This window comes from Bacillus cereus group sp. MG9, assembly GCF_040459995.1.
Taxonomy (GTDB): Bacteria; Bacillota; Bacilli; order Bacillales; family Bacillaceae_G; genus Bacillus_A; species Bacillus_A mycoides.
Window position 1 is genome coordinate 629,327 of sequence record NZ_JARVHC010000001.1, and the last position, 22,474, is coordinate 651,800.

Consider the following 22,474-nt stretch of genomic DNA (forward strand, 5'->3'; position numbering starts at 1 on the left):
CCCGTAAATGCCCGATTGGTTCAACTAATAATCAGTGGGGGATAGCCCCCTCTGATTAAAGTTTCACTTTATAAGACATCTATTCGTTATTGTATACAAAAGACAGGGATAAGAAAATGATAAAATTTTACCTAATTAAAGCATAATACTTACAATAATCGCAGATAAAATACTAACAAGAGTAGCGCCGTATAGTAATTTTAGGCCGAAGCGGGCAACAACATTTCCTTGTTCTTCGTTTAACCCTTTTACCGCACCGGAAATAATTCCAATGGAAGAAAAGTTGGCAAAAGAAACGAGGAAGACAGAAATAATACCAACTGTACGGATAGAGAGAGTGCTGGAAATTTTACTAAGATCCATCATTGCTACAAATTCATTTGTTACAAGCTTTGTTGCCATAATGCTACCCGCTGTGACAATTTCAGAACTTGGTACGCCGATAAGAAATGCAATAGGGGCGAATACATAGCCTATTAATTGTTGGAAAGTAATGCCGAATATAATGAGGAATAGGTCATTAATGCAACTCATTAATGCGACGAATCCAATGAGCATAGCACCGACGACAATTGCTACACGAAAACCATCAAGAATGTATTCTCCAAGCATTTCAAAGAAACTTTGTTTTTCCCCTTTTATTACCAAAATGTCTTCATCATCGTTAACGTCGTAAGGGTTAATAATGAGTACGATAATAAAACCACTAAATAAATTGAGAACGAGTGCGGTTACTACATATTTTGGTTCAATCATTGTCATATAGGCACCGACAATGGACATAGATACTGTTGACATAGCAGAGGCGCAAAGTGTATATAGTCGATGTTTTGGAATTTGGGCTAATTGTTTTTTAACCGTAATAAAAACTTCTGATTGGCCGACAATAGCGGAAGCGATGGCGTTGTAAGATTCTAATTTCCCAAGACCGTTTATTTTACTAAGAAAGAAACCAATCCAACGAATAAAGAATGGTAGTATTTTGAAATGTTGTAATATGCCAATTAAGACGGAGATAAAGACAATCGGTAATAATACGTTAAGGAAAAATGGCATTTCCCCTTTATTTGCAAGACCGCCAAATACAAAGTTTATACCACTGGCAGCATACTCAAGTAGCCTCGTAAACAGGCTAGAAATTACCGTAATAAGTATGAGACCAATTTCTGTATTTAATAATAAATAGGTTAAAATTAATTGTATAATAAGCATGATAAAAATTGGTTTAAATTTAATATGTTTCTTATTGTTGCTAGCAATATAAGCAAGGAAGAAAACAACGATAAGTCCCACGAAAAAAGTAATAAATTTCATAGTAAGCCCCCTAAAAGAGATATTCTGCTATATATGTTTTTCATTTCAAGGGAGAATATGCATCTTTGGTAAAGAAAGGAATAGAGAGAGCATGAATATATGTAGAGTGCACCACGTTGCAATTATTTGTTCGAATTATGAACTGTCAAAGGATTTTTATACCCGGATATTAGGTTTTAAAGCGATAAATGAAGTATATAGAAAAGAACGAGATTCTTATAAGTTAGATTTATGTGTAGGGGAAGAGTATCAAATTGAATTATTTTCATTTCCTAGTCCACCTGAGCGCCCAAGTTTTCCAGAAGCAGCTGGACTTAGACATTTAGCATTTGCTGTTACAAATATAGAAGAAGCTGTAAACCATTTAAAACAATGCGGTGTGGAGACTGAAGCGATACGTATGGATGAAATTACGGATAAAAAATTTGTCTTTTTCCAAGATCCTGATGGCTTGCCTTTAGAATTGTATGAGGCTTGAAATTGGTGAATTTTATATAGGGTTGCTTTCAAATAAATGAAGAAACTAAAGTGAAACTTCTTTTTTAAAGGAGGTGTAACTTTAGCTAAGAAAGCTAAAGGACATATGTGGATATTTTAAAATTACTGATGGTAGCCATCCTTATTGCGTTAACAGCATTTTTTGTGGCTGTTGAGTTTGCAATTATTAAGGTGCGTAGCAGTCGTATTGATCAACTCGTTAGTGAAAAACGACGAGGAGCATTGGCAGCTAAAAAAGTAACTTCGAATTTAGATGAGTATTTATCAGCATGTCAGTTAGGTATTACAATTACTGCTTTAGGGCTTGGGTGGTTAGGAGAGCCCACTATAAAACATATAATCGAGCCGTTGTTTTTAAAACTACACCTATCTCCTGCAATTGCAAGTACAGTTTCATTTATTATTGCATTTGCAGTTATTACGTTTTTACATGTTGTCATTGGTGAACTTGCTCCGAAGACGCTCGCTATACAAAGGGCAGAGCAAGTTAGCTTATTATTATCGAAGCCAATTATTTACTTTTACCGAGTAATGTATCCGTTTATTTGGGCTTTAAATGGTTCTGCAAGGCTTGTAACAGGGTTATTCGGATTACATCCGGCTTCTGAGCATGAAGTAGCTCATTCGGAGGAAGAATTACGATTAATCTTATCTGAGAGTTATGAGAGTGGAGAGATTAATCAAAGGGAATTTAAATATGTAAATAATATTTTTGAATTCGATAATAGAGTCGCAAAGGAAATTATGGTACCTCGTACGGAAGTTGTAGGTTTATATGAGGACGAACCATTTGAAACACATATTAAAATAATCGCACAAGAAAAGTACACGAGATATCCCGTATTTGGTGAAGATAAAGATGAAATTATTGGGATGGTTAATGTAAAGGATTTATTTATTCGTTATATGGATGGTAATCGAGACGAGGGGTGCTCGATTACGCCATATACAAGACCAGTTATTGAAGTGTTAGAAAATATCCCTATTCATGATTTGCTATTACAAATGCAAAGAAAACGAATTCCATTAGCTGTATTATATGATGAATATGGTGGTACAGCGGGGATCGTTACACTAGAAGATATTTTAGAAGAAATTGTTGGAGAAATCCGAGATGAATACGATGAAGATGAACACCCGCCTATAGAGCATATAAGTGAAGGGTGTAAAATCGTAGAGGGAAAAGTGCTTATTAGTGAAGTAAATGATTTATTTGGCATACACTTAATCGCTGATGATGTAGATACAATTGGTGGCTGGATTATGGTACAAAAGCAAATCGTTGCTGAAGGAGATATTATTGAAAAACACGGCTTTTCTTTTAAAGTTCTTGAAAAGGATATGCATCAAATTAAGCGAGTTGAAATAAAGAAAGTAGAAGAATGAATGGATTTTCTATTATATAAACTTTAATAAAAAGTATATATAGAAAAATAAATGTTTGCGCTTTCAAAAAAGGTGCTATATAGTGAAAGTGGATACTGAAGAATTCATTTAATGATACTCGTATTTTATAGGGCGAATTCTTTAGATAAGGATTTAGAATGAAAAGTATAGGTGATGAAAAATGATAGCAACGAAGGATATACGTATAGAAAAAGATTTTTTAGGTGAAAAGGAAGTACCGAGTGTAGCTTATTATGGTGTACAAACATTACGTGCCGTAGAAAACTTTCCTATTACAGGATACCGCATTCATCCGTCACTCATTACGGCAATGGCAATTGTAAAAAAAGCGGCAGCGCTTGCGAATATAGATACAGGTTACTTAGCTAAAGATATCGGACAAGAAATTGCAGAAGCGGCACAAGAGATTGTTGATGGAAAGTTCCATGATCAATTTATCGTAGACCCGATTCAAGGCGGAGCAGGTACTTCAATTAATATGAATACTAATGAAGTAATTGCTAATAGAGCGCTAGAACGTATGGGATACGAAAAAGGTGAATATGCGAAAATTAGCCCAAACACTCATGTGAACATGGCTCAATCAACAAATGATGCGTTCCCAACTGGGATTCATATAGCAACTCTTATGATGCTGGAAGAACTTCTTGTTACAATGGAAGAACTTCACTCTGCTTTTCATGATAAAGCAAAAGAGTTTGATCACGTTATTAAAATGGGGCGTACGCATTTGCAAGATGCAGTTCCAATTCGCCTTGGGCAAGAATTTGAAGCATATAGCAGAGTGCTAGAGCGTGATATAAAAAGAATTAAACAGTCTCGTCAACATTTATACGAAGTTAATATGGGTGCGACAGCTGTCGGTACGGGATTAAATGCAAACCCTACTTATATAGAACAAGTTGTGAAGCATTTACGAACTTTTAGTGGTTTCCCTCTTGTTGGTGCAGAGCACTTAGTTGATGCGACGCAAAACACAGATGCATATACAGAAGTATCTGCAGCACTAAAAGTATGTATGATGAATATGTCTAAAATTGCAAATGACCTTCGTATTATGGCGTCTGGTCCACGTGTTGGGTTGGCGGAAATTCAATTACCAGCTCGTCAACCAGGTTCATCTATTATGCCGGGGAAAGTAAATCCAGTTATGGCAGAAGTAATTAACCAAGTTGCTTTCCAAGTAATTGGAAATGACCATACAATTTGCTTAGCGTCAGAAGCTGGACAATTAGAGTTAAATGTAATGGAGCCGGTATTAGTATTTAATTTAATTCAATCCATCAGTATTATGAATAACGGTTTCCGTGTATTCCGTGAATACTGTATAAAGGGAATTACAGCGAATGAAGAGTTGCTTAAGCAATATGTTGAAAAAAGTGTTGGAGTTATTACAGCAGTGAATCCTCATATTGGTTATGAAGCAGCTTCTCGCATTGCACGTGAAGCAATTGCGACAGGAAAATCTGTTAGGGAGCTATGTTTAGAACATGGTGTACTTACAGCAGAAGAGCTTGATATTATTTTGGATCCATACGAAATGACGCATCCTGAAATTGCTGGTGCTTCTTTATTAAAGACTAAAAAAATGTAATGTAAAAAGCACCGATCCATTTGGATCGGTGCTTTTTTTTAGAAGATATTAAATACAGAGTTAAGTTGAAGTAAGCTAATAATAGCTAAGAAGATTAAACTATATTTCATTACTATTTTAAATAGAGCAGATTCTTGACCAACTAGTCCAACTGCTGCACAAGCAACTGCTACAGATTGTGGTGAAACCATTTTTGCGATTGTACCACCAACTACGTTTAATGAAACGAGAGTAGATGGTACGATGTTTAACTGATCGGCAGTTACTGCTTGAAGTGGTGCGAATAATGAACCACTTGATACGACTGAACCTGTAATGAATACGCCAATCCATCCTAAGATTGGAGAAAGAACTGGGAATGCATTTCCTGTAGAAGAGAATGCAAGTCCAAGTGTAGATGACATACCAGAGTAGTTTTCTACGTAAGCTAAAGCGATAACGCTACAAATTGTATATACTGGAACTTTTAGTTCTTTTATTGTTTCGATCATTAATTCTTTAATCATTTTGCCGTTTACACGGTAGACGATAAGTGAAACGATGATTGCTAATACAATCGCAGTAGTTGTAGAAGAGAATACATCTAGTTTGAAAATCGCTGCGAAAGGTGTATCAGCCTTTGTAATTGGTGCAGTTTTCATAACCGCATTATGAAGACCAGGGAATTGAATGTTAAATACTAAGTTTGCCAATGGACCATCCGGAGCAAATAAAGCTTTAATTGGTTTTAAATTAAAGATTGTTACAAATGCAGTTAAGAATACGAATGGGGACCAAGCATATAAAATTTGATTGAATGTATGAGATTCTTTTTCTTCTTGTTTTTCTTCTTTAGCAGAAGATTTTGGTTGCCAAACACGTAAGAATAATGTAAGAGCGACCATACTTACGACTGCTGCGAAAATATTAGTAAGTTCAGCGCCTAAGAAGTAAGTCACAAGGAACTGAGTAATTGCGAAAGAAACACCACTTACAAGAATACCTTGCCAAGTTTCTTTAATGCCTTTAAATCCATCTACCATTGAAACAAGTAAGAACGGTAAAACAATGCTAATGAATGGCAAAATGTAAACAGCTTGACGACCGACAGTTAATGCATCTAGCCCAGTTAATTGTGCAGGTACTGTAACTGGAATACCCATAGCACCCATAGCACCACCAGCGATATTAGCTACTAAGCAAATACCTGCTGCTTTTAATGGATTAAAGCCCATACCTACAAGTAATGCAGCTGTAATAGCAACTGGAACACCGAAACCAGCTGCACCTTCTAAGAAAGCACCGAAAGAATAAGCGATTAATAATACTTGTAAACGCTGATCATTTGTAATACTTGAAATGCTATCACGAATGACATTGAATTGTTCTGTTTTAACAGTTAATTTGTAAAGGAAGATAGCTGCGATAACGATAGTACAAATTGGATAAAATCCAGATAAAACACCGAATCCGGCAGATGCTACAGCTACAGTTGCGGGCATTTTATAAACAAATATAGCAAGAATAATAGCGACGATCACACTATAAAGCCCAGCCATGTAACCTTTCATTTTGAATCCCACTAAACAAATAATGAAGCAAAAAATTGGGAGTGCTGCGATTAGTGCAGATAACCAAATATTGTTTAATGGGTCATAAATTTGTGTCCAAGTACTCATAATAATGACAACTCCTATCTATTATATGTGAAGAAATTCACATTATTTGTGAAACTATTCACAATCAACTTACATGCTTAGTATATTCTCCTTCAACACTATTGTCAACGTGAAAAAGTATAATTATTCCATAATAGTATTAAAAGTAACATTTTGTTCATAAAGTAGACAAAAAGCGTAATCAAATTGATTTGATTACGCTTCTATAAATTATTTACATATTCTTTCATTTTTTCATATGTCATTGGTCCTACATGCTTATATTGAATGACACCGTTTGTATCGATGACAAAAGATGTTGGAATGCTGATGATTTGATATGCGGCACTTGCCTGGCCTTTCTGATCTAATAGGACGGGGAAGGTATATTTGTTTTCTTCAAGAAATTGTTTTACATTATTCGGGTCTTTTTCAGTAGCTGTCGCATTTATAGCGACAATTTCAATCCCCATATCTTTAGTATCGTGATAAAACTTTTCCATATCAGGCATTTCTATTTTGCATGGACCACACCAGCTTGCCCAAAAATTCAATATTACTTTTTTTCCTTTATAGTCTGTAAGGCGAACTTCTTGACCAGTGGTTGTTTCCAGAAGGAAATCGAGTGCAGCATTGCCAACTTCAGTTCCAATGGGGATGTTTGATTTTGAAGCTATATCTTCTTTTTTGTCTAATAGGAAGTGATTGATAATAGTCCAGCCAACCGCAATGCTAATTAACGCAAAAATAAACCATTTTTTAATATTACATCATCCTCCTTACTTAAATTTCCTTTTTATCGTAACAAAGTGGTTAAATATGGTCAAATTACTTTACGATAGGTTATCAATTATGGACGATATTTTACAATATCATTACTGTACATTTCAGTAAGGTGAAAATATAACAAAAAGCCTGATAAAACAACGTTTGTAAGCAAAGTATTGCTAGCCCTTTGTTTTGCTTTTTTATTGTATCATATAGTATAATATTCAAAATCAGGTGGGATTTTTTCTTGAACTGTGTGCTGATAAAAGTCGGAAAATTTTCTCAGCATTATAGGTTGATAAAGTTATGTCGTAACAGGAAATATAAGAACAGATATATAAATAAATAAAGAGAAAATAAAAAATGAAAATGAGGGGAATTTTATGAACCAAAACCAATTTGACTGTCGTATTTCAGAAGAAGACGTACAGATGTTAAGAGCATTAGCTCATCCATTGCGTCTACGTTTAGTAATGGAACTGATGCAGCGTGGAACATGTAATGTAACACAATTACAAGAGGTATTAGAAATTCCGCAATCAACTGTTTCGCAGCATTTAACGAAATTAAAACAAAATAAAGTAGTACGCTTTGAGAGACGCGGGTTAGAAGTGTACTATCAAATTCATAACGATAAAGTAAGTGAAGTAGTAAAAACATTATTTTCTTAATTTTTGAATATTATGGAAAGAAGACGTGTGAAATATACGTCTTTTTTTATTTGGAAAGGATCTAATAATAGGAAGATTTGAGAGCGTATATATTAGCGCGTTAGAAAGAAACAAACTATCGGTTGAAGTGCTAAATTGACGGAATATATTCTGAAGGGATATGAAAAGATAGAAAGGAGTGTTGTAAGCCAAAGGAGGAATAATATAATGGATGTAAAACGTGTGAAACAGATATTATCTTCTTCAAGTAGAATTGATGTTACATACGAGGGAGTCCCCGTATGGATTGAGAGTTGTGATGAGCAGAAGGGTAGTGCTCAAGTGTATGACGTATCCAACCCAGGAGAGAGCGTTCACGTGGATGTCACGGCTTTAGAAGAGATGTAATAGAAAAGACGCTTCTAATTGTAGAAGCGTCTTTTCTATTACATCATATGTGCAATTTTCTTAGAGAACATAAGAAGTACTAATCCTAGCACGATTACGATAACACCGATGCTTGCGAATACTTCTAAATATCCTAAAGATTGAGTGAAAGCAGCTAATTGTCCTGCTAATAAGTTTGCAAAGCCAGTACCAGCTAACCATACACCCATTAATAAAGATGCTAATTTAAGAGGTGCGATTGCACTTACCATAGATAATCCAATTGGTGATAAGAATAATTCACCGATTGTGTGGAACATGTAAGTGAATACAATGAATAGTAAGTTTGCTTTCATTGTAATGTTACCTTCATCGCTACCAGTTTTTAGAACGGCTAAAGTTAAAACTAAGTACCCGATTCCTAGTAAAATCATACCAAAAGCCATTTTTGTAGGGATTTTTAAATCACCATTTTTTGTTTTTGAAAGTTTAATCCATAATGCAGAAACTGGTAATGCTAGTAAGATAATGAATAGTGGGTTTACAGATTGGAACCAAGGTGTTGGAATTGTAAATCCACCAATTGTACGATCCACGAACTTATCTGTGTAAAGTGTTAAAGAACTACCAGCTTGTTCAAATCCAGCCCAGAAGAATACAACGAAACAAGTTAAAATTAAAATTGCAGTTGTACGCTTTTTCTCTTGTGTTGTTAAAGGTTTTTTCTCAATAGGTTTTGCATTTTGTTCTTTAGATTTTTTACCGACAACAGTTGTTCCAGCTGATCCTAAGTAACGAGGTGCTAATAAGTTAAATGCAATCTGTCCAATGATCATACCGATACAAGCTGTTAAGAAACCGTATCTATAATCTGTGAAATAACCGCAAATGAATGGAGCGATAAGAGCTCCTAAGTTAATTCCCATATAGAAGATAGTGAAGGCACTATCACGACGAGAATCGTTGTCGCTATATAATTGACCTAATAAAGTCGAAATATTTGGTTTGAAGAATCCGTTACCGATAACTAATAATCCTAATCCTAAAAATAGTCCAGTTTTCGTGTTCATTGAAAATAGTACGAAGTTACCAAGTGCCATAATGATACCGCCGATGGTAATGGCGTGTCGTTTCGTAATGAAATGGTCAGTTAGCCAACCACCAATAATAGGTGTGAAGTATACTAACATTGTGAAAATACCGTAAATCTGTACAGCAACTGCTTTATCAAAGCCTAAACCGCCACTTACTAAGCTCGTTGTTAAATAAAGAACTAATAAGCCACGCATTCCGTAATAACTAAATCTTTCCCATGCCTCTGTAAAGAACAACAAATATAATCCTGGTGGATGTTTTTTTGGTGATTGTTGCTCTCCAGCTTTGTCTAATTTTAAAGCTGCATCCATGTTTGTTTCCCCCTAATCCTGTATAACGGATATTTATGTAATTATTTTAATTCACAAAATATTTAGAAGTCAATAGAATTATATGGAAATAGCAAGAAAATTTATGAAAAAATCTATTTTTCTTCAACCGTTATTATATTTTCCCCTGAAAACAAGATAATAAGCGTTTTCAAATGTAGTAATTGAATTCTAAAATAAAGTAAAATAGTGATAAATCAGAAAATTTAGATTAAAATATTTATTCTGATATAGAGAAAATATACTATATTTACTTTTATAATATAACATATCGGGAATAAAAATACAAAATGAAATAATGTGACACTTCAGTGAAATGAAAAAACCAGCTCCATAAAAGAGGGAGCTGGTTAGAATGAAATTATTTAACAAAGCGTTTTTCAATGTCGTCTAGTAGTAAGTTAGCAGCCATTACACCGCCAGCTGTATTCCAAATAACGTCGTCAACTTTGTATGCTTTTCCGTTCTTTACTGCATTTAAGTTTTTAAAGAGAGGGTCGTTTATATATTCTTTTTCTAGTTCAGAACCTTTTTTCTCATTACCTTTATCGAATGTGAAGTAGAATAATACATCGCCATCCATTGCCGAAATACGCTCTTTAGATACGTTACGTTCTGCGAAATCATCTTTGTTTTGATCTCCAGGACGTTTAAATCCAAGTTCTTTTAAAATAACACCAGAGAATGTATCGCCATGATAAATACGAACATCACCAGGCATAAAACGTACCATAGAAATTTCTTGATTTACTTTATCGCCAAGTTGGCCTTTCAAATCTTTCATACGTTTTTCGTAATCAGCTAAAACCTTTTGACCTTCTTTTTCTTTATTTAAAGCCTTTGCATAAAATGTGAAGTTATCTTTCCATTCACCGCGTAATGTTTCAGAGAACACAGTAGGTGCGATTGCTTTTAGTTGCTCGTACACTTTTTCGTGACGCATTTTGTTACCGATAATTAAGTCTGGTTTTAAAGAAGCAATCGTTTCAACGTTAACTTGTCCTTCGTCGCCAACAACTTTTACATCTTTCATTTTGTCCTTAATATGCGGATACCACGGATCACCAGTCCAAGACTTTACAGCACCAACGGGTTTCACACCTAATTCAAGTAAAGCTTCAGTTCCTTCATTCGTTAAAATAACTACACGTTTTGGATTAGCAGGAACTTCTGTTTTACCCATTGCGTGTTCAACGGTAATCATTTCTTTTTTATTATCTTCTTTTGTTGATTCTTCTTTGTTATTTGATTTTCCACAAGCACTTAAAAGAAGTGAAAAAGCTAGTAGAAATACAAATACTGTAAACGATTTCTTTTGCATGAAATTCATTATGTACCCCCTACATGTTGAGAATATTTTTCAATAGCAAGCATGATATTAAGCCTTTATCTTTTGATTGTCAATATATATTACTGAAAATAGTTCTCATTATCGTTGACAATGAGAATTAAGTTGAAATACACTTACAACGTATCATTATACATTGAAGGGGAAACGCTGCATGTTATTAAAAACAAATCAAGCAAAATGGATTGGATTATTTGCTGGAATCATTGCAGTCGTTATTTGTATTTGGGGAAGTATTATTTTCGGATATACAAATACGAGTTGGAAATTAGCTTTAGATGCTTTTTTCCATTTTAATGGTTCAAATGAGCATATTATTATTCAAAATGTGCGTCTACCAAGGGCGTTAATTGCAGCAAGTGTTGGTGCTAGTTTAGCCATTGCAGGTTGTTTAATGCAAACTTTAACAAAGAATCCGCTTGCTTCTCCAGATTTTATTGGATTAAATTCAGGCGCTGCGTTCTTTATAGTTGTAGCAATTGTACTCTTTTCCGTGACATCATTATCAGCTTTCACATGGATTGCCTTTTTAGGAGCGGCAGTTGCAGCAGTACTTGTATTTGCCTCTAGTTCTTTAGGAAAAGAAGGGACAACGCCTCTTAAGTTAACATTAGCAGGTGTAGCGATAAGCGCTTTATTTTCATCATTAACACAAGGGTTACTTGTATTAAATGAAAAAGCATTTGAAGAAGTGTTATTTTGGCTTGCCGGATCTGTGCAAGGAAGAAAGTTAGAGATTTTACAATCAGTATTCCCGTATTTATTAATAGGCTGGATTGCATCTTTTATGATGGCAGGGAAAGTAAATACATTAATGATGGGGGAAGATGTCGCAAAGGGGCTCGGACAACGAACGATTTTAATGAAATCATTCGTGTTACTTATTATTGTACTGTTGTCTGGTGGTTCAGTTGCGGTTGCTGGTCCAATTGGATTTATTGGCATCGTTACTCCTCATTTCGCAAGAGCTCTTGTTGGGGTAGATCACAGATGGAGAGTACCCTATAGCGGATTGTTAGGTGCAATACTATTAATCTTGGCTGATATAGCAGCAAGATATGTCATTATGCCACAAGAAGTACCAGTAGGGGTTATGACAGCATTTATCGGGGCCCCATTCTTTATTTATATTGCACGTAAGAGAGGGCTTAGCAAATGAAGAAGTATATTCCGTTTCGTATTGGAAAAGGCGAGCTCTCGTTTTTAATGTATAAACGAGCTTGTCTCGTCTTATTGAGTTTACTAGTTGTTTTAATAGGATTATTTTTTGCGAGTGCAGGTATGGGGGATATGAAAATTGCTCCTTATGACGTATGGCAAGCGATTACTGGAAATGGTGATGCGATGTCAAATATGGTTGTAAATAAATTTCGTATGCCGCGTATTTTAATTGCTATCCTCGTAGGAATTGCGCTTGCGGTAGCGGGCTGTATTTTACAAGGGCTCGTTCGAAACCCGCTTGCTTCTCCTGATATCATCGGAATTACGGGCGGGGCAAGTGTTGCAGTTGTACTCTTTTTAGCTATATTTAGTGATAAAAACAATGCGTTAACAGTAAGCATTCATTATATGCCGCTAGCAGCTTTTGCTGGGGCAACAATTGTAGCGTTTTTTGTATATTTATTTGCCTGGAAAAATGATGGATTATCACCGATTAGTCTTGTTTTAATTGGTGTTGGATTTTGGGCATTAACGAAAGCAGCAACAACTTTATTTATGTTGTTAGCGCCAATTTATCAAGCAAGTCAAGCGAATGTATGGATCACAGGTACTGTTTACGGTTCTTCATGGCAAAACGTTATGATACTTGCGCCGTGGGTTCTTATTTTAACGGTAATATCATTTATAGCGGCTAGACATTTAAATGCTCAAGAGTTAGGGGATGATATTGCGGTAGGACTGGGTGTTCCTTTAACGAAGTCACGCGTATTCATGTTATTACTTAGTACAGCTTTAATTGGCGGGGCAGTTGCCTTTGCAGGAGGAATTGGATTTGTTGGTTTAATGGCACCTCATATTTCGCGAAGATTAGTTGGCTCTTTCTACGGTGCATTGCTCCCAGTTGCGGCGATTATCGGTGCAATTCTAGTACTCGCTGCAGATTTAATTGGGCGTACAGTTTTCACACCACTCGAAATTCCAGCAGGGGTATTTACATCAGCAATTGGTGCACCTTATTTTATTTATTTACTTTATAAAAGTCGGAATTCATAAAGGGAGATGAATATGCAAAAAGCATTGGAGACGAAACGCTTGACGCTGTCGTATGGTGAAACGATTATTATTGATGAGCTGAATTTAGAAATTCCAAAAGGGGAAATTACAATCTTCATCGGTTCTAACGGTTGTGGGAAATCAACTTTATTACGTTCACTAGCTAGATTATTAAAGCCAACAACCGGTGACATTTTGTTAGATAATCAAGCAATTCAAAGTATGCAAACGAAGCAAATCGCTCGTCAAATGGCGATTTTACCGCAAGGGCCACAAGCACCGGAAGGACTTACGGTATTACAACTTGTAAAGCAAGGACGTTATCCATATCAAACATGGCTGAAGCAATGGTCCGAAAAAGATGAGGAAATGGTACAAAAAGCGCTTGCTGCAACGGGTATGACAGAATTTGCTGAGCGTGATGTTCATGCCCTTTCAGGTGGACAACGTCAACGTGCTTGGATTGCAATGACCCTTGCACAAGATACAGATATTATTTTGCTTGATGAGCCGACTACATATTTAGATATGACGCACCAAATTGAAGTGTTAGATTTATTATTCGAATTAAATGAAACAGAGCAAAGAACGATTGTTATGGTATTGCACGATTTAAATTTGGCATGTCGTTATGCAGACAACATTGTAGCTATTCAAGATAAACAAATATATGCGCAAGGTAAACCAGAAGAAGTTATTGACCAGAAGTTAGTTCGGGATGTATTCCGTATGGAGTGTCAAATAAGCGCTGATCCGTTATTTGGGACACCGCTCTGTATCCCGCATGGAAGAGGAAGACGTGTACTTAAAGAGGCTGTTCAGGCGATGAGATAACGAAAAAAGACGATGAGGATTCATCGTCTTTTTTATTTTCGGCAAGAAAATAATAGAAAAAGGGGAATACGTAAACGTCGTTCATATTCTTCTTCATCTTGAAAACAGTTTCGATTTGGTGTAGCTTCTTTTAAGCTTGTAATCGTAAATCCGGCTTGTTGTAATAATGTAAAATATTCTTCCGTAGTCCGGTGATATTTAATAACTTCTTGATCAATCCATGGCTCAACTCGTTTTCCTGTTTCGAAATAATCATCGACGAGCCAACTAGTTCTTTTACCACTCGTTTGCAAGCTTTTAAATGAAGAGGTAATAACGGGATGTTGAACGCTAAAGGTGAAGGTTCCGTTTGTTTTTAAAGTTTGAAACACATTTTGAAAAATGATATCAAGGTGTTCAATATAATGTAAGGCGAGTCTAGATGTTACTAAATCAAAAGTAGAAGGAGGGTATGTGTAGTCTTTGAGGTTTAAAAAATGAACGGTGCCATTTTTATCCCGCATTAACGGGCAGTAAGACTCCCACCTCAAAATTCTGCGAATGCGAAGGAGTTAGGTGGGAGATCAACTGCCCGTAAAAGCCCGATTGGTTCAACTAATAATCAGTGGGGGATGGACAACCCCCCCACTGATTAAAGTTTCACTTTATTTTCTAGTTCCTTTGTAGCTTTTTCATACATAAGCTCGGAGCCTTCAATACCAGTGTAAGAGTGGCATCCATGTTCTAATAATTCTTCGCCGAATTTAGCATCACCACAACCTAAATCGAGGATTTGTTTTCCTGTTACATTGCCAATGAGCTGAAAGAATGCTGGTTTTTCAAGGGATTCGTTTGGACTATTTTCTCGATATCTTCGCTGCATATATTGCTCTAAAAACGATTCGTTATTATATACATCAGATTCAGTAAAAGCCATTTTAAAAGCCTCCTAAATATTTTTTTAATTCTATCAAATATGAAAAGTAAATGATAGATTTCTTGTAATGAATCATATATAATCTAAAATTGTAAGCGGTTTCTTTAAACTATTTTTCTATAATAAATTCTGAAAACGTGTTAAGCTAGTAGAGGGATTATTAGAACTATTAAGATAATAATCCGCTTACATGAACGATGGGAGGCTTCACGATGTCTAGTAAAACACTTGCAAACTTTTTAGAAGAAAATTTAGAGGATTTAAAATCAAAGGGGCTTTATAACGTAATTGATCCGCTTGAAAGTCCAAATGGACCGATTATTACAATTGGCGGAAAAGAATATATTAACTTATCTTCAAACAACTATCTTGGATTAGCGACTGATAATCGCTTACAAGAAGCAGCAATTGGTGCAATTCATAAGTACGGCGTTGGAGCAGGAGCTGTTCGTACAATTAACGGTACTTTAGATTTGCATATTAAATTAGAAGAAACAATTGCAAAGTTTAAACATACAGAAGCAGCAATTGCTTATCAATCAGGATTTAACTGTAATATGGCAGCGATTTCAGCTGTTATGGATAAAAATGATGCGATTCTTTCAGATGAATTAAACCATGCATCTATTATTGATGGTAGTCGTCTATCAAGAGCGAAAATCATCGTTTATAAGCATTCTGATATGGAAGATTTACGCAAAAAAGCAATCGAGGCAAAAGAATCAGGTCTTTATAATAAATTAATGGTTATTACAGACGGTGTTTTCTCAATGGATGGAGATATTGCAAAATTACCAGAGATTGTTGAAATTGCAGAAGAGCTGGATTTAATGACATATGTAGATGATGCACACGGTTCAGGTGTACTTGGCAAAGGTGCAGGTACTGTAAAACATTTCGGTCTTTCTGATAAAGTTGATTTCCAAATTGGTACATTATCAAAAGCAATTGGGGTAATTGGTGGATATGTAGCTGGGAAACAAAACTTAATCGATTGGTTAAAAGTGCGTTCACGTCCATTCTTATTCTCAACAGCTTTAACACCAGCTGATGCAGCTGCTTGTATGAGATCAATTGAAATTCTAATGGAAAGCACAGAGTTACACGATCGTTTATGGGAAAATGGTCGCTATTTAAAACAAGGGTTAAAAGAACTTGGCTTTAACATTGGAGAAAGTGAGACACCAATTACGCCTTGTATTATTGGTGATGAAGTATTAACACAAGAATTTAGTAAACGTCTAAATGAAGAAGGCGTATACGCAAAATCTATCGTATTCCCAACCGTAGCAAAAGGAATGGGACGCGTTCGTAATATGCCTACAGCAGCTCATACGAAAGAAATGCTAGATGAAGCAATTCGTAAGTATGAAAAAGTAGGGAAAGAAATGGGTATCATTTAAGTAACGACATCTTTTGAATAGCTTGCAAATGGGGAGTGGGAAAAATGAAAAAAATTCTAGTAACCGGTTCTTTAGGGCAAATTGGTTCTGAACTAGTAATGAAACTTCGTGATGTATACGGCGCATCAAATGTTATTGCAACTGATATTCGTGAAACAGATAGTGAAGTAGTAACGTCTGGTCCATTTGAAACGTTAGATGTAACAGATGGACAAAAATTACATGATATTGCAAAGCGTAATGAAGTAGATACAATTATTCATTTAGCGGCTTTACTTTCAGCAACTGCAGAAAAAAATCCGTTATTTGCTTGGAATTTAAATATGGGCGGACTTGTAAATGCATTAGAAGCAGCACGTGAATTAAACTGTAAGTTTTTCACGCCAAGTTCTATCGGTGCATTTGGTCCATCAACGCCAAAAGATAATACACCACAAGATACAATTCAGCGTCCTACTACGATGTATGGGGTAAACAAAGTAGCAGGAGAATTATTATGTGATTATTATCATCAAAAGTTTGGCGTTGATACGCGCGGTGTACGTTTCCCTGGCTTAATTTCTTACGTAGCTCCTCCAGGAGGCGGAACAACTGACTATGCAGTTGAAATTTATTATGAGGCGATTAAAAAAGGTACATACACCTCATACATTGCAGAAGGAACATACATGGACATGATGTATATGCCAGATGCTTTACAAGCAATCATCTCATTAATGGAAGCTGATCCAAATAAACTAGTTCATAGAAATGCGTTTAACATTACAGCAATGAGCTTTGAACCAGAGCAAATTGCAGCATCAATCCGTAAACACATTCCGAACTTTACAATGGATTACGCAGTAGATCCAGCTCGTCAAACAATCGCTGATAGCTGGCCGAACTCTATTGATGCAACAGCAGCAATGAAAGAGTGGGGCTTTAAAGCAGAATATGATTTAGACAAAATGACAACTGATATGTTAGCCAAGTTAAAAAAAAAGCTTGCAGCTGAGTTAGTGATGAATTAATAGGAAGAGCCGATTCTTAGGAATTGGCTCTTAATTATTTTAGGAAGGGAGAAAAGCAACATGCAAAGAGTTGATGTTGTATATGCATTAGTACACGATAGCGAAAAAGATAAAATATTAATGGTACATAATATAGAACAAAACGTTTGGTCATTGCCAGGCGGGGCTGTTGAAAAAGGTGAAATATTAGAGGAAGCACTAGTAAGAGAAGTGAAAGAAGAGACAGGTTTAACTGCCGCACTCAGTGGACTTGTCGCATTAAATGAGAAGTTTTTTGAAGAGAAAGGACATCATGCATTATTTTTTACATTCCGAGCAAATGTAGTAACAGGTGAACTTCGTGCAGAAGATGAAGGAGAAATTTCCGCAATCGAGTGGGTGGATCGAACAATCGCGAATGAGCGATTCCCATACTATGATGGAGGGTTCGAATTATTATTAGAAGTTTCCATTCCATACAAGTTTCAACCAGAAACAAAGTAAGTTAACGAAGAAAAACAGGAGCCTGGGGGCTCCTGTTTTTCTATTCAATCGTCTTCAGTAATAGTTTTTTCAACAATGGTTTAATCTTCAGGCGCAAATCTTCAGCATGATTTGCAACTAAGAAGTGATGGTTATAAATGTTTTTCATTAGTTGATAAGTCGCTTCTTTCACTTCGCCTTCTTCGATAAAGATGCCGATTACTTCCATACCACTTTTACGAGCAAGTTTGACTGCTTCGTGCGTATCTAAAATTCCGTCTTGTTGATAGTCTAGTGCAGAAGGTTCACCGTCTGTAAAGACAAGTAAGAATTTATGTTTTTCTGGTCTTTTCGCAAGCTTTTCGGAAACGATACGAATAATATACCCGTCGCGGTTATCTTCTTCTTCGCGAAGTTGCATAATTTCTGGACCGACGTTTGGTAACGTTGAGTTTTTATACGTAACAACTTCATGGATAACGTTCGGTTTATCTTCAGGTTTAGCACTAGAAGCATCTTCCCAAAATCCACTAATAGCGTGCGGGATTTTTAAAGATTTTAAAGCTTCATGGAATAGGACCACACTCTTCTTCGTTTCTTCCATTTTGTTATACATAGAACCAGAGCAGTCCACTAATAGTTGGAATGCAACGTCGAGCTCTTGTGATTCTTGTCCTTTTTTATAAAACATACGCGGCTGCTTTTCAGTATAAATACGAAGGAATTTCTTACGAAGCCTTCCGTAATATTTATCACTGTTTGCATTCGTTTTGTTTTCAATTGTTTTTTCGATAATTTTCTTTAATTCTTTTACATCTTTATTAACGACTGATTTGATAGCTTGGTAATCTTTTTTCTCATCAGGATTTGATTTGCGAGCTTCTTTAAATGTATGAGAAGCTCCCACATTATACTTGCCGTATGCACCGTCATTTTGGCTAGAAGCATGAGACGCTCTTGCTTCCTCTGTATCAGCACCATCAAAGTTAGATTGTGTACTTTTTTGGGAAGTACCTTGTACAGAACCAAGTGCTTGGTCACCATCTTCTGATTCACGAGCAGTATCACCCATCATATTTGTTTTTGTTCCGCTTTCTAAATCAAAGCGTAAAAAGTTCTCGTTTTCATTGTTTTTATTTTCACGGTGCCATGTCGAGAAGCTTTCATCCATTTTGTTTTTGTTATCATCGTCATCTAGGAGCTGCGTATCATCATTTGCTAATTTTTCAGCGCGACTGTCTTTCTCATCTGCAATCACAGATAAATAAAGCGGTGCATGTCCGAAATAATTATTAAGCATATCACTTTCAAGAAGTCCTTCTAAACGATAGCGAATTTTCTCAACAATATACATAATATCTTCCGTATTACGAGCTTGGAATGTTTCATGCAAAATTGATTCAATTTGCTCGAAATATTCATTATTAAACATTTCATATTTATCACTCGTTAATGAAAGATAGCATAGACAAAATAGACGATCACCGTGATAGTTACGAACACGATTTATTTCATTTTGTGAGCCAAAGTAATTGCGATACATTTCTTTTCGGCGTTTAAAAATATGTTTTGTGCCAGGACGTAAATTTTTGACGATTTCCTCAACACGTAAATCTTCTAATAGAACAAATAATTGTGTTAAAAACTTTTTTAGAGGCGATTCTTGTAACTCAATCGCATAAGAACGAATTAAAGTCATGTCCGAGTAATGTTTATTACCAAGTGCCTTTAAGAACACTTCGCTTTTTAATCCGATTACTGTATCCTCTTCTTTTCGATCATCCCAAAAGTGACTAATGACAACCTTTTTTTCAATTTCGTCGTAGTATGCTTTATAGCCATACTCAAGATAGGCATCGTCTTCTTTTAGAAGAGCATACATTAAGTTTTCCATTTGTAGAAACAGCGACGCATCAATTTTTTTGTCACTAAAAATTTGTCTCATGAATTATCCCTCAAAGAAATAACTTTCTGCTAATTCACGGACAGTCATTTGTTCTGTTTCATCGTTTAATTTTGCGATAATACTACGTTCAATTGCACGCATAACAGGAATATATACACCTAAATCACATGCATCGATAATGCCACGAATACTAGCTGCTTCTTCACTTACGCGCCCATCACGAGCTAAAGGCATAAGATCGCTTGCGAATGCAACGAACTTTTCAATTGTTGCAACATCATTTAATTTTGATTCAGATAGTAATAGTTCTTTTAATGTATCACCTTGAATGTAAGGAACTTCAATAATAACGAAACGGTTTTTTAACGCTTCGTTTAGTTCACTTGTCCCAACATAACCTTCGTTAATCGCAGCAATTACGCGATATTCGTCATCACCGTATACAACTTCTTGTGTAAATGGGTTTGTAATCATTTTACGGTAATCTAACGCACCATGAAGAAGTGGTAACGTTTCAGGTTTTGCCATATTGATTTCATCAATATAAAGGAAATGACCGTTTTTCATTGCCTTCATAAGAGGACCGTTAACGAACGTAACTTCAGATGCGCCGTCTTTTGTTTGTAATGTGTTGTATCCTAAAATACCTTCTACATCTAAGTCGACAGAACAGTTAATGCTATGCATTGGTTTTTGGAATAAAGAAGAAAGAGTTTCCGCTAGTACTGTTTTACCACTACCAGTTGGTCCTTTTAATAGAATGTTTTTACCAAGTAAAAGTGCTGTAATGGCATCTTCAATAATGCTGTTATCAGATGCTTTATATATTTTCTTGCCAATTAAATGTGCATTTTCACCAGCTTCTTGTTTATTCTTTTCATGAATTGTAGAAAGCTGCTGTTTTAAATCAGAATGTATATGAAATTGTTCTAACATGTATTTCCCACCTAACATTATTTTCATAAAGTAATACATCTTATGATAACTTGTTTTAATATGGTATGCAAAGAAAAGGAGAAGGGGGAAATATAAAAGAAAAAGCAATCAATATCACATTGATTGCTTATAGTAAAGGAGAAATGAGTCGCATAAAGGACTCTAATATTCTTTTTTTGATACTTCTTTTTTGGAACGAGTTCCATTTAATTTCAGTGGAGTGTTTAAAGTCTTCTTCAAAATCATGTTTAATATCATGAACGGTTTCTGATTCATATAGTACGCTAATAATTTCATAATTCAATTCAAAGCTACGTACATCCATATTTGCTGTTCCGATTGTTGCAATTTTATCGTCAACGAGTACAATCTTTGCGTGCATAAATCCATCTTTATAACTGTAAATAGAAGCACCAGCTTTTAAAAGTGGAGTGAAATAGGATTGAGATGCTTGATCGCTAATAATACTATCACTCTTACCAGGATATAAAATGCGTACATCTATGCCAGATATTGCACTTAAGCGTAATAATGTTAAAGTTTCTTGATCCGGAATAAAGTATGGTGTAGCGATCCAAATAGATTTTTTGGCTGAGCCCATAACAGCTAGTAATGTATTACGAATACTTTTATCATCTGAGCTTGGTCCACTTGCTACAATTTGCACCGCACCTTCTGCATCCGGAATTTCTTTTCCTGGGAAGTAGTGTCTATTCATAAATTGATCCCAAGAATAAGTATTCAATCCACTAGACGCATAAAGCCAATCTTCTAGAAAGATGGCTTGTAATTTATACAATGCTTTTCCTTCTATTTTTAAATGACTATCACGCCAAACAGGGAATTTTTTTGAGCGACCAAGATATTCATCACCGACGTTGAGCCCTCCGGTAAAACCAATTTCTCCATCTACAATGACGATTTTACGGTGATTACGATAATTAACTGTCTCGAGTAACCAAGCTGAAAAAATAGGGTCAAATTCGACAATTTCAATTCCAGCTTTTTTCATAGGTTGTAAAAATCGTCGTCTTAACGTATTACTTCCGAGTCCATCATAAAGGAAGCGTACAATAACACCATCTTTTGCTTTTTGTATTAAAGCATCTCGCACTTTTGTACCAATCTCATCAGATTTATAAATATAGTATTGAATATGTATGTGATGTTTTGCATTCTCGATTGCGTTCAAAATTTCTGAAAAGGTTTGATCACCGTTTGTTAAAAGTTTTGTTGTTGTTCTATCTGCGGCAGGCCCGCCTCCGAATTTTTGTACGACTTCTGTTAAATGTATAGAACGTTCATGTAATGGGACTGTGAGTGATAATTCTAGTCGTCTTCCTTCTAATATTTCGCGGAATAACTTTCTTTGTTCTTCTGAACGATGAAGATGTTTTTTTCTTCTCCAACGGCTACGCCCGAAAATAGAGTATAAAAGTACACCTACAACAGGAAGAAGTGCTAATACTAAAAACCACGCTAAGGTACTTTGGGGTGATCTATTTTCGATAAAAATAACGAATGAAATTCCTACGATTGTGATGGACCATAGAGCACCAACAAACGTATATAACGAAATAACCGATGTATTTAATAGAAAAAGAACGATAGATACGATTGTAAATATTAATAATAATTGAACGATAGGTTTCTTCATTTCTATAAAATTCCTCAAATCTTTCTTAAATATAGACTTCTTATATAAAAGGTGTAATCTGACATTCTTATTATAAAGTGTTTTGTTTTTTTTACAAAATATAGACATT

General features: G+C 35.5%; 19 protein-coding genes and 2 pseudogenes. 11 read left to right on the forward strand and 10 right to left on the reverse strand.

All coding sequences use genetic code 11. The features are described from left to right. Window positions 1-135 precede the first annotated feature (135 nt). Window positions 136-1,314: a NupC/NupG family nucleoside CNT transporter gene (locus QCI77_RS03150; RefSeq protein WP_000668860.1), complete on the reverse strand. Its 1,179-nt coding sequence runs from the start codon at window positions 1,312-1,314 to the stop codon at window positions 136-138. A gap of 91 nt (window positions 1,315-1,405) precedes the next feature. On the opposite strand from QCI77_RS03150, the gene gloA2 reads away from it, so the two are divergent. The 3 genes from gloA2 to aspA all read left to right on the forward strand — a co-directional run bounded on the left by gloA2 (window position 1,406) and on the right by aspA (window position 4,813). Beyond that, window positions 1,406-1,792, forward strand: coding sequence for an SMU1112c/YaeR family gloxylase I-like metalloprotein (gloA2, locus tag QCI77_RS03155; RefSeq protein WP_001017670.1), 387 nt, complete (start codon window positions 1,406-1,408; stop codon window positions 1,790-1,792). 107 nt (window positions 1,793-1,899) lie between these two features. Continuing rightward, window positions 1,900-3,198, forward strand: a complete 1,299-nt coding sequence (locus QCI77_RS03160; protein WP_353824491.1) for a hemolysin family protein — start codon at window positions 1,900-1,902, stop codon at window positions 3,196-3,198. A 181-nt stretch (window positions 3,199-3,379) separates the two neighbouring features. Then, complete coding sequence (gene aspA, locus QCI77_RS03165) at window positions 3,380-4,813, forward strand: aspartate ammonia-lyase (protein ID WP_002029742.1); 1,434 nt, start codon at window positions 3,380-3,382, stop codon at window positions 4,811-4,813. 38 nt (window positions 4,814-4,851) lie between these two features. Here aspA and QCI77_RS03170 read toward each other — a convergent pair whose 3' ends face one another. Together QCI77_RS03170 and QCI77_RS03175 are read right to left on the reverse strand one after the other, a co-directional pair. After that, window positions 4,852-6,471, reverse strand: a complete 1,620-nt coding sequence (locus QCI77_RS03170) for a lactate permease LctP family transporter (RefSeq protein ID WP_002029741.1) — start codon at window positions 6,469-6,471, stop codon at window positions 4,852-4,854. A 203-nt stretch (window positions 6,472-6,674) separates the two neighbouring features. Next, window positions 6,675-7,214 carry a redoxin domain-containing protein gene (locus tag QCI77_RS03175; RefSeq protein WP_309145079.1) on the reverse strand — a complete coding sequence of 180 codons (540 nt, stop codon included), beginning with the start codon at window positions 7,212-7,214 and terminating at the stop codon, window positions 6,675-6,677. Between the two features lie 387 nt (window positions 7,215-7,601). Here QCI77_RS03175 and QCI77_RS03180 point away from each other — a divergent pair, with 387 nt between their 5' ends. Further along, on the forward strand, window positions 7,602-7,889 hold the full coding sequence (locus QCI77_RS03180; protein ID WP_001075217.1) for an ArsR/SmtB family transcription factor: 288 nt from the start codon (window positions 7,602-7,604) through the stop codon (window positions 7,887-7,889). A gap of 207 nt (window positions 7,890-8,096) precedes the next feature. After that, complete coding sequence (locus QCI77_RS03185) at window positions 8,097-8,276, forward strand: acid-soluble spore protein H (protein ID WP_002010492.1); 180 nt, start codon at window positions 8,097-8,099, stop codon at window positions 8,274-8,276. Between the two features lie 38 nt (window positions 8,277-8,314). Here QCI77_RS03185 and QCI77_RS03190 read toward each other — a convergent pair whose 3' ends face one another. Together QCI77_RS03190 and QCI77_RS03195 are read right to left on the reverse strand one after the other, a co-directional pair. Next, window positions 8,315-9,661 (reverse strand): peptide MFS transporter, encoded by a 1,347-nt coding sequence (locus QCI77_RS03190; RefSeq protein WP_353824492.1) that lies wholly within the window; start codon window positions 9,659-9,661, stop codon window positions 8,315-8,317. A 379-nt stretch (window positions 9,662-10,040) separates the two neighbouring features. After that, on the reverse strand, window positions 10,041-11,009 hold the full coding sequence (locus QCI77_RS03195; protein WP_016101841.1) for an ABC transporter substrate-binding protein: 969 nt from the start codon (window positions 11,007-11,009) through the stop codon (window positions 10,041-10,043). Between the two features lie 172 nt (window positions 11,010-11,181). Here QCI77_RS03195 and QCI77_RS03200 point away from each other — a divergent pair, with 172 nt between their 5' ends. From QCI77_RS03200 to QCI77_RS03210, 3 genes are read left to right on the forward strand one after another with little or no spacing between them, the layout of a single operon-like run. Then, window positions 11,182-12,186, forward strand: a complete 1,005-nt coding sequence (locus tag QCI77_RS03200) for a FecCD family ABC transporter permease (RefSeq protein ID WP_002188269.1) — start codon at window positions 11,182-11,184, stop codon at window positions 12,184-12,186. After that, window positions 12,183-13,241: a FecCD family ABC transporter permease gene (locus tag QCI77_RS03205; RefSeq protein ID WP_113770579.1), complete on the forward strand. Its 1,059-nt coding sequence runs from the start codon at window positions 12,183-12,185 to the stop codon at window positions 13,239-13,241. Before QCI77_RS03200 ends, QCI77_RS03205 begins: the two co-directional genes overlap by 4 nt. 12 nt (window positions 13,242-13,253) lie before the next feature. Further along, entirely contained in the window at window positions 13,254-14,075 is an 822-nt protein-coding gene (locus tag QCI77_RS03210; protein ID WP_002167083.1) for an ABC transporter ATP-binding protein, read from the forward strand. A gap of 32 nt (window positions 14,076-14,107) precedes the next feature. On the opposite strand, the pseudogene QCI77_RS03215 reads toward QCI77_RS03210, so the two are convergent. Together QCI77_RS03215 and QCI77_RS03220 are read right to left on the reverse strand one after the other, a co-directional pair. Continuing rightward, window positions 14,108-14,569 (reverse strand): annotated as a pseudogene (locus QCI77_RS03215) (methyltransferase domain-containing protein); the annotation flags it as partial. A gap of 152 nt (window positions 14,570-14,721) precedes the next feature. Then, a pseudogene (locus tag QCI77_RS03220) lies at window positions 14,722-14,991 on the reverse strand (class I SAM-dependent methyltransferase); the annotation flags it as partial. Window positions 14,992-15,203: 212 nt separating this feature from the next. Here QCI77_RS03220 and QCI77_RS03225 point away from each other — a divergent pair. Genes QCI77_RS03225 through QCI77_RS03235 form a run of 3 tightly spaced genes read left to right on the forward strand, consistent with a single transcriptional unit; the run spans window position 15,204 to window position 17,887 of the window. Next, window positions 15,204-16,394, forward strand: a complete 1,191-nt coding sequence (locus QCI77_RS03225; protein WP_000095918.1) for a glycine C-acetyltransferase — start codon at window positions 15,204-15,206, stop codon at window positions 16,392-16,394. Window positions 16,395-16,438: 44 nt separating this feature from the next. After that, on the forward strand, window positions 16,439-17,404 hold the full coding sequence (locus QCI77_RS03230; RefSeq protein WP_002188273.1) for an L-threonine 3-dehydrogenase: 966 nt from the start codon (window positions 16,439-16,441) through the stop codon (window positions 17,402-17,404). Between the two features lie 60 nt (window positions 17,405-17,464). Next, window positions 17,465-17,887: an NUDIX hydrolase gene (locus QCI77_RS03235; RefSeq protein ID WP_113770577.1), complete on the forward strand. Its 423-nt coding sequence runs from the start codon at window positions 17,465-17,467 to the stop codon at window positions 17,885-17,887. Between the two features lie 40 nt (window positions 17,888-17,927). On the opposite strand, the gene QCI77_RS03240 is transcribed toward QCI77_RS03235, so the two are convergent. The 3 genes from QCI77_RS03240 to QCI77_RS03250 all read right to left on the reverse strand — a co-directional run bounded on the left by QCI77_RS03240 (window position 17,928) and on the right by QCI77_RS03250 (window position 22,365). Further along, window positions 17,928-19,811: a vWA domain-containing protein gene (locus QCI77_RS03240; protein ID WP_113770576.1), complete on the reverse strand. Its 1,884-nt coding sequence runs from the start codon at window positions 19,809-19,811 to the stop codon at window positions 17,928-17,930. 3 nt (window positions 19,812-19,814) lie between these two features. Further along, complete coding sequence (locus tag QCI77_RS03245) at window positions 19,815-20,708, reverse strand: ATP-binding protein (RefSeq protein WP_000892986.1); 894 nt, start codon at window positions 20,706-20,708, stop codon at window positions 19,815-19,817. 127 nt (window positions 20,709-20,835) lie between these two features. Next, window positions 20,836-22,365 (reverse strand): cardiolipin synthase, encoded by a 1,530-nt coding sequence (locus QCI77_RS03250; RefSeq protein ID WP_088294032.1) that lies wholly within the window; start codon window positions 22,363-22,365, stop codon window positions 20,836-20,838. Window positions 22,366-22,474 lie beyond the last annotated feature (109 nt).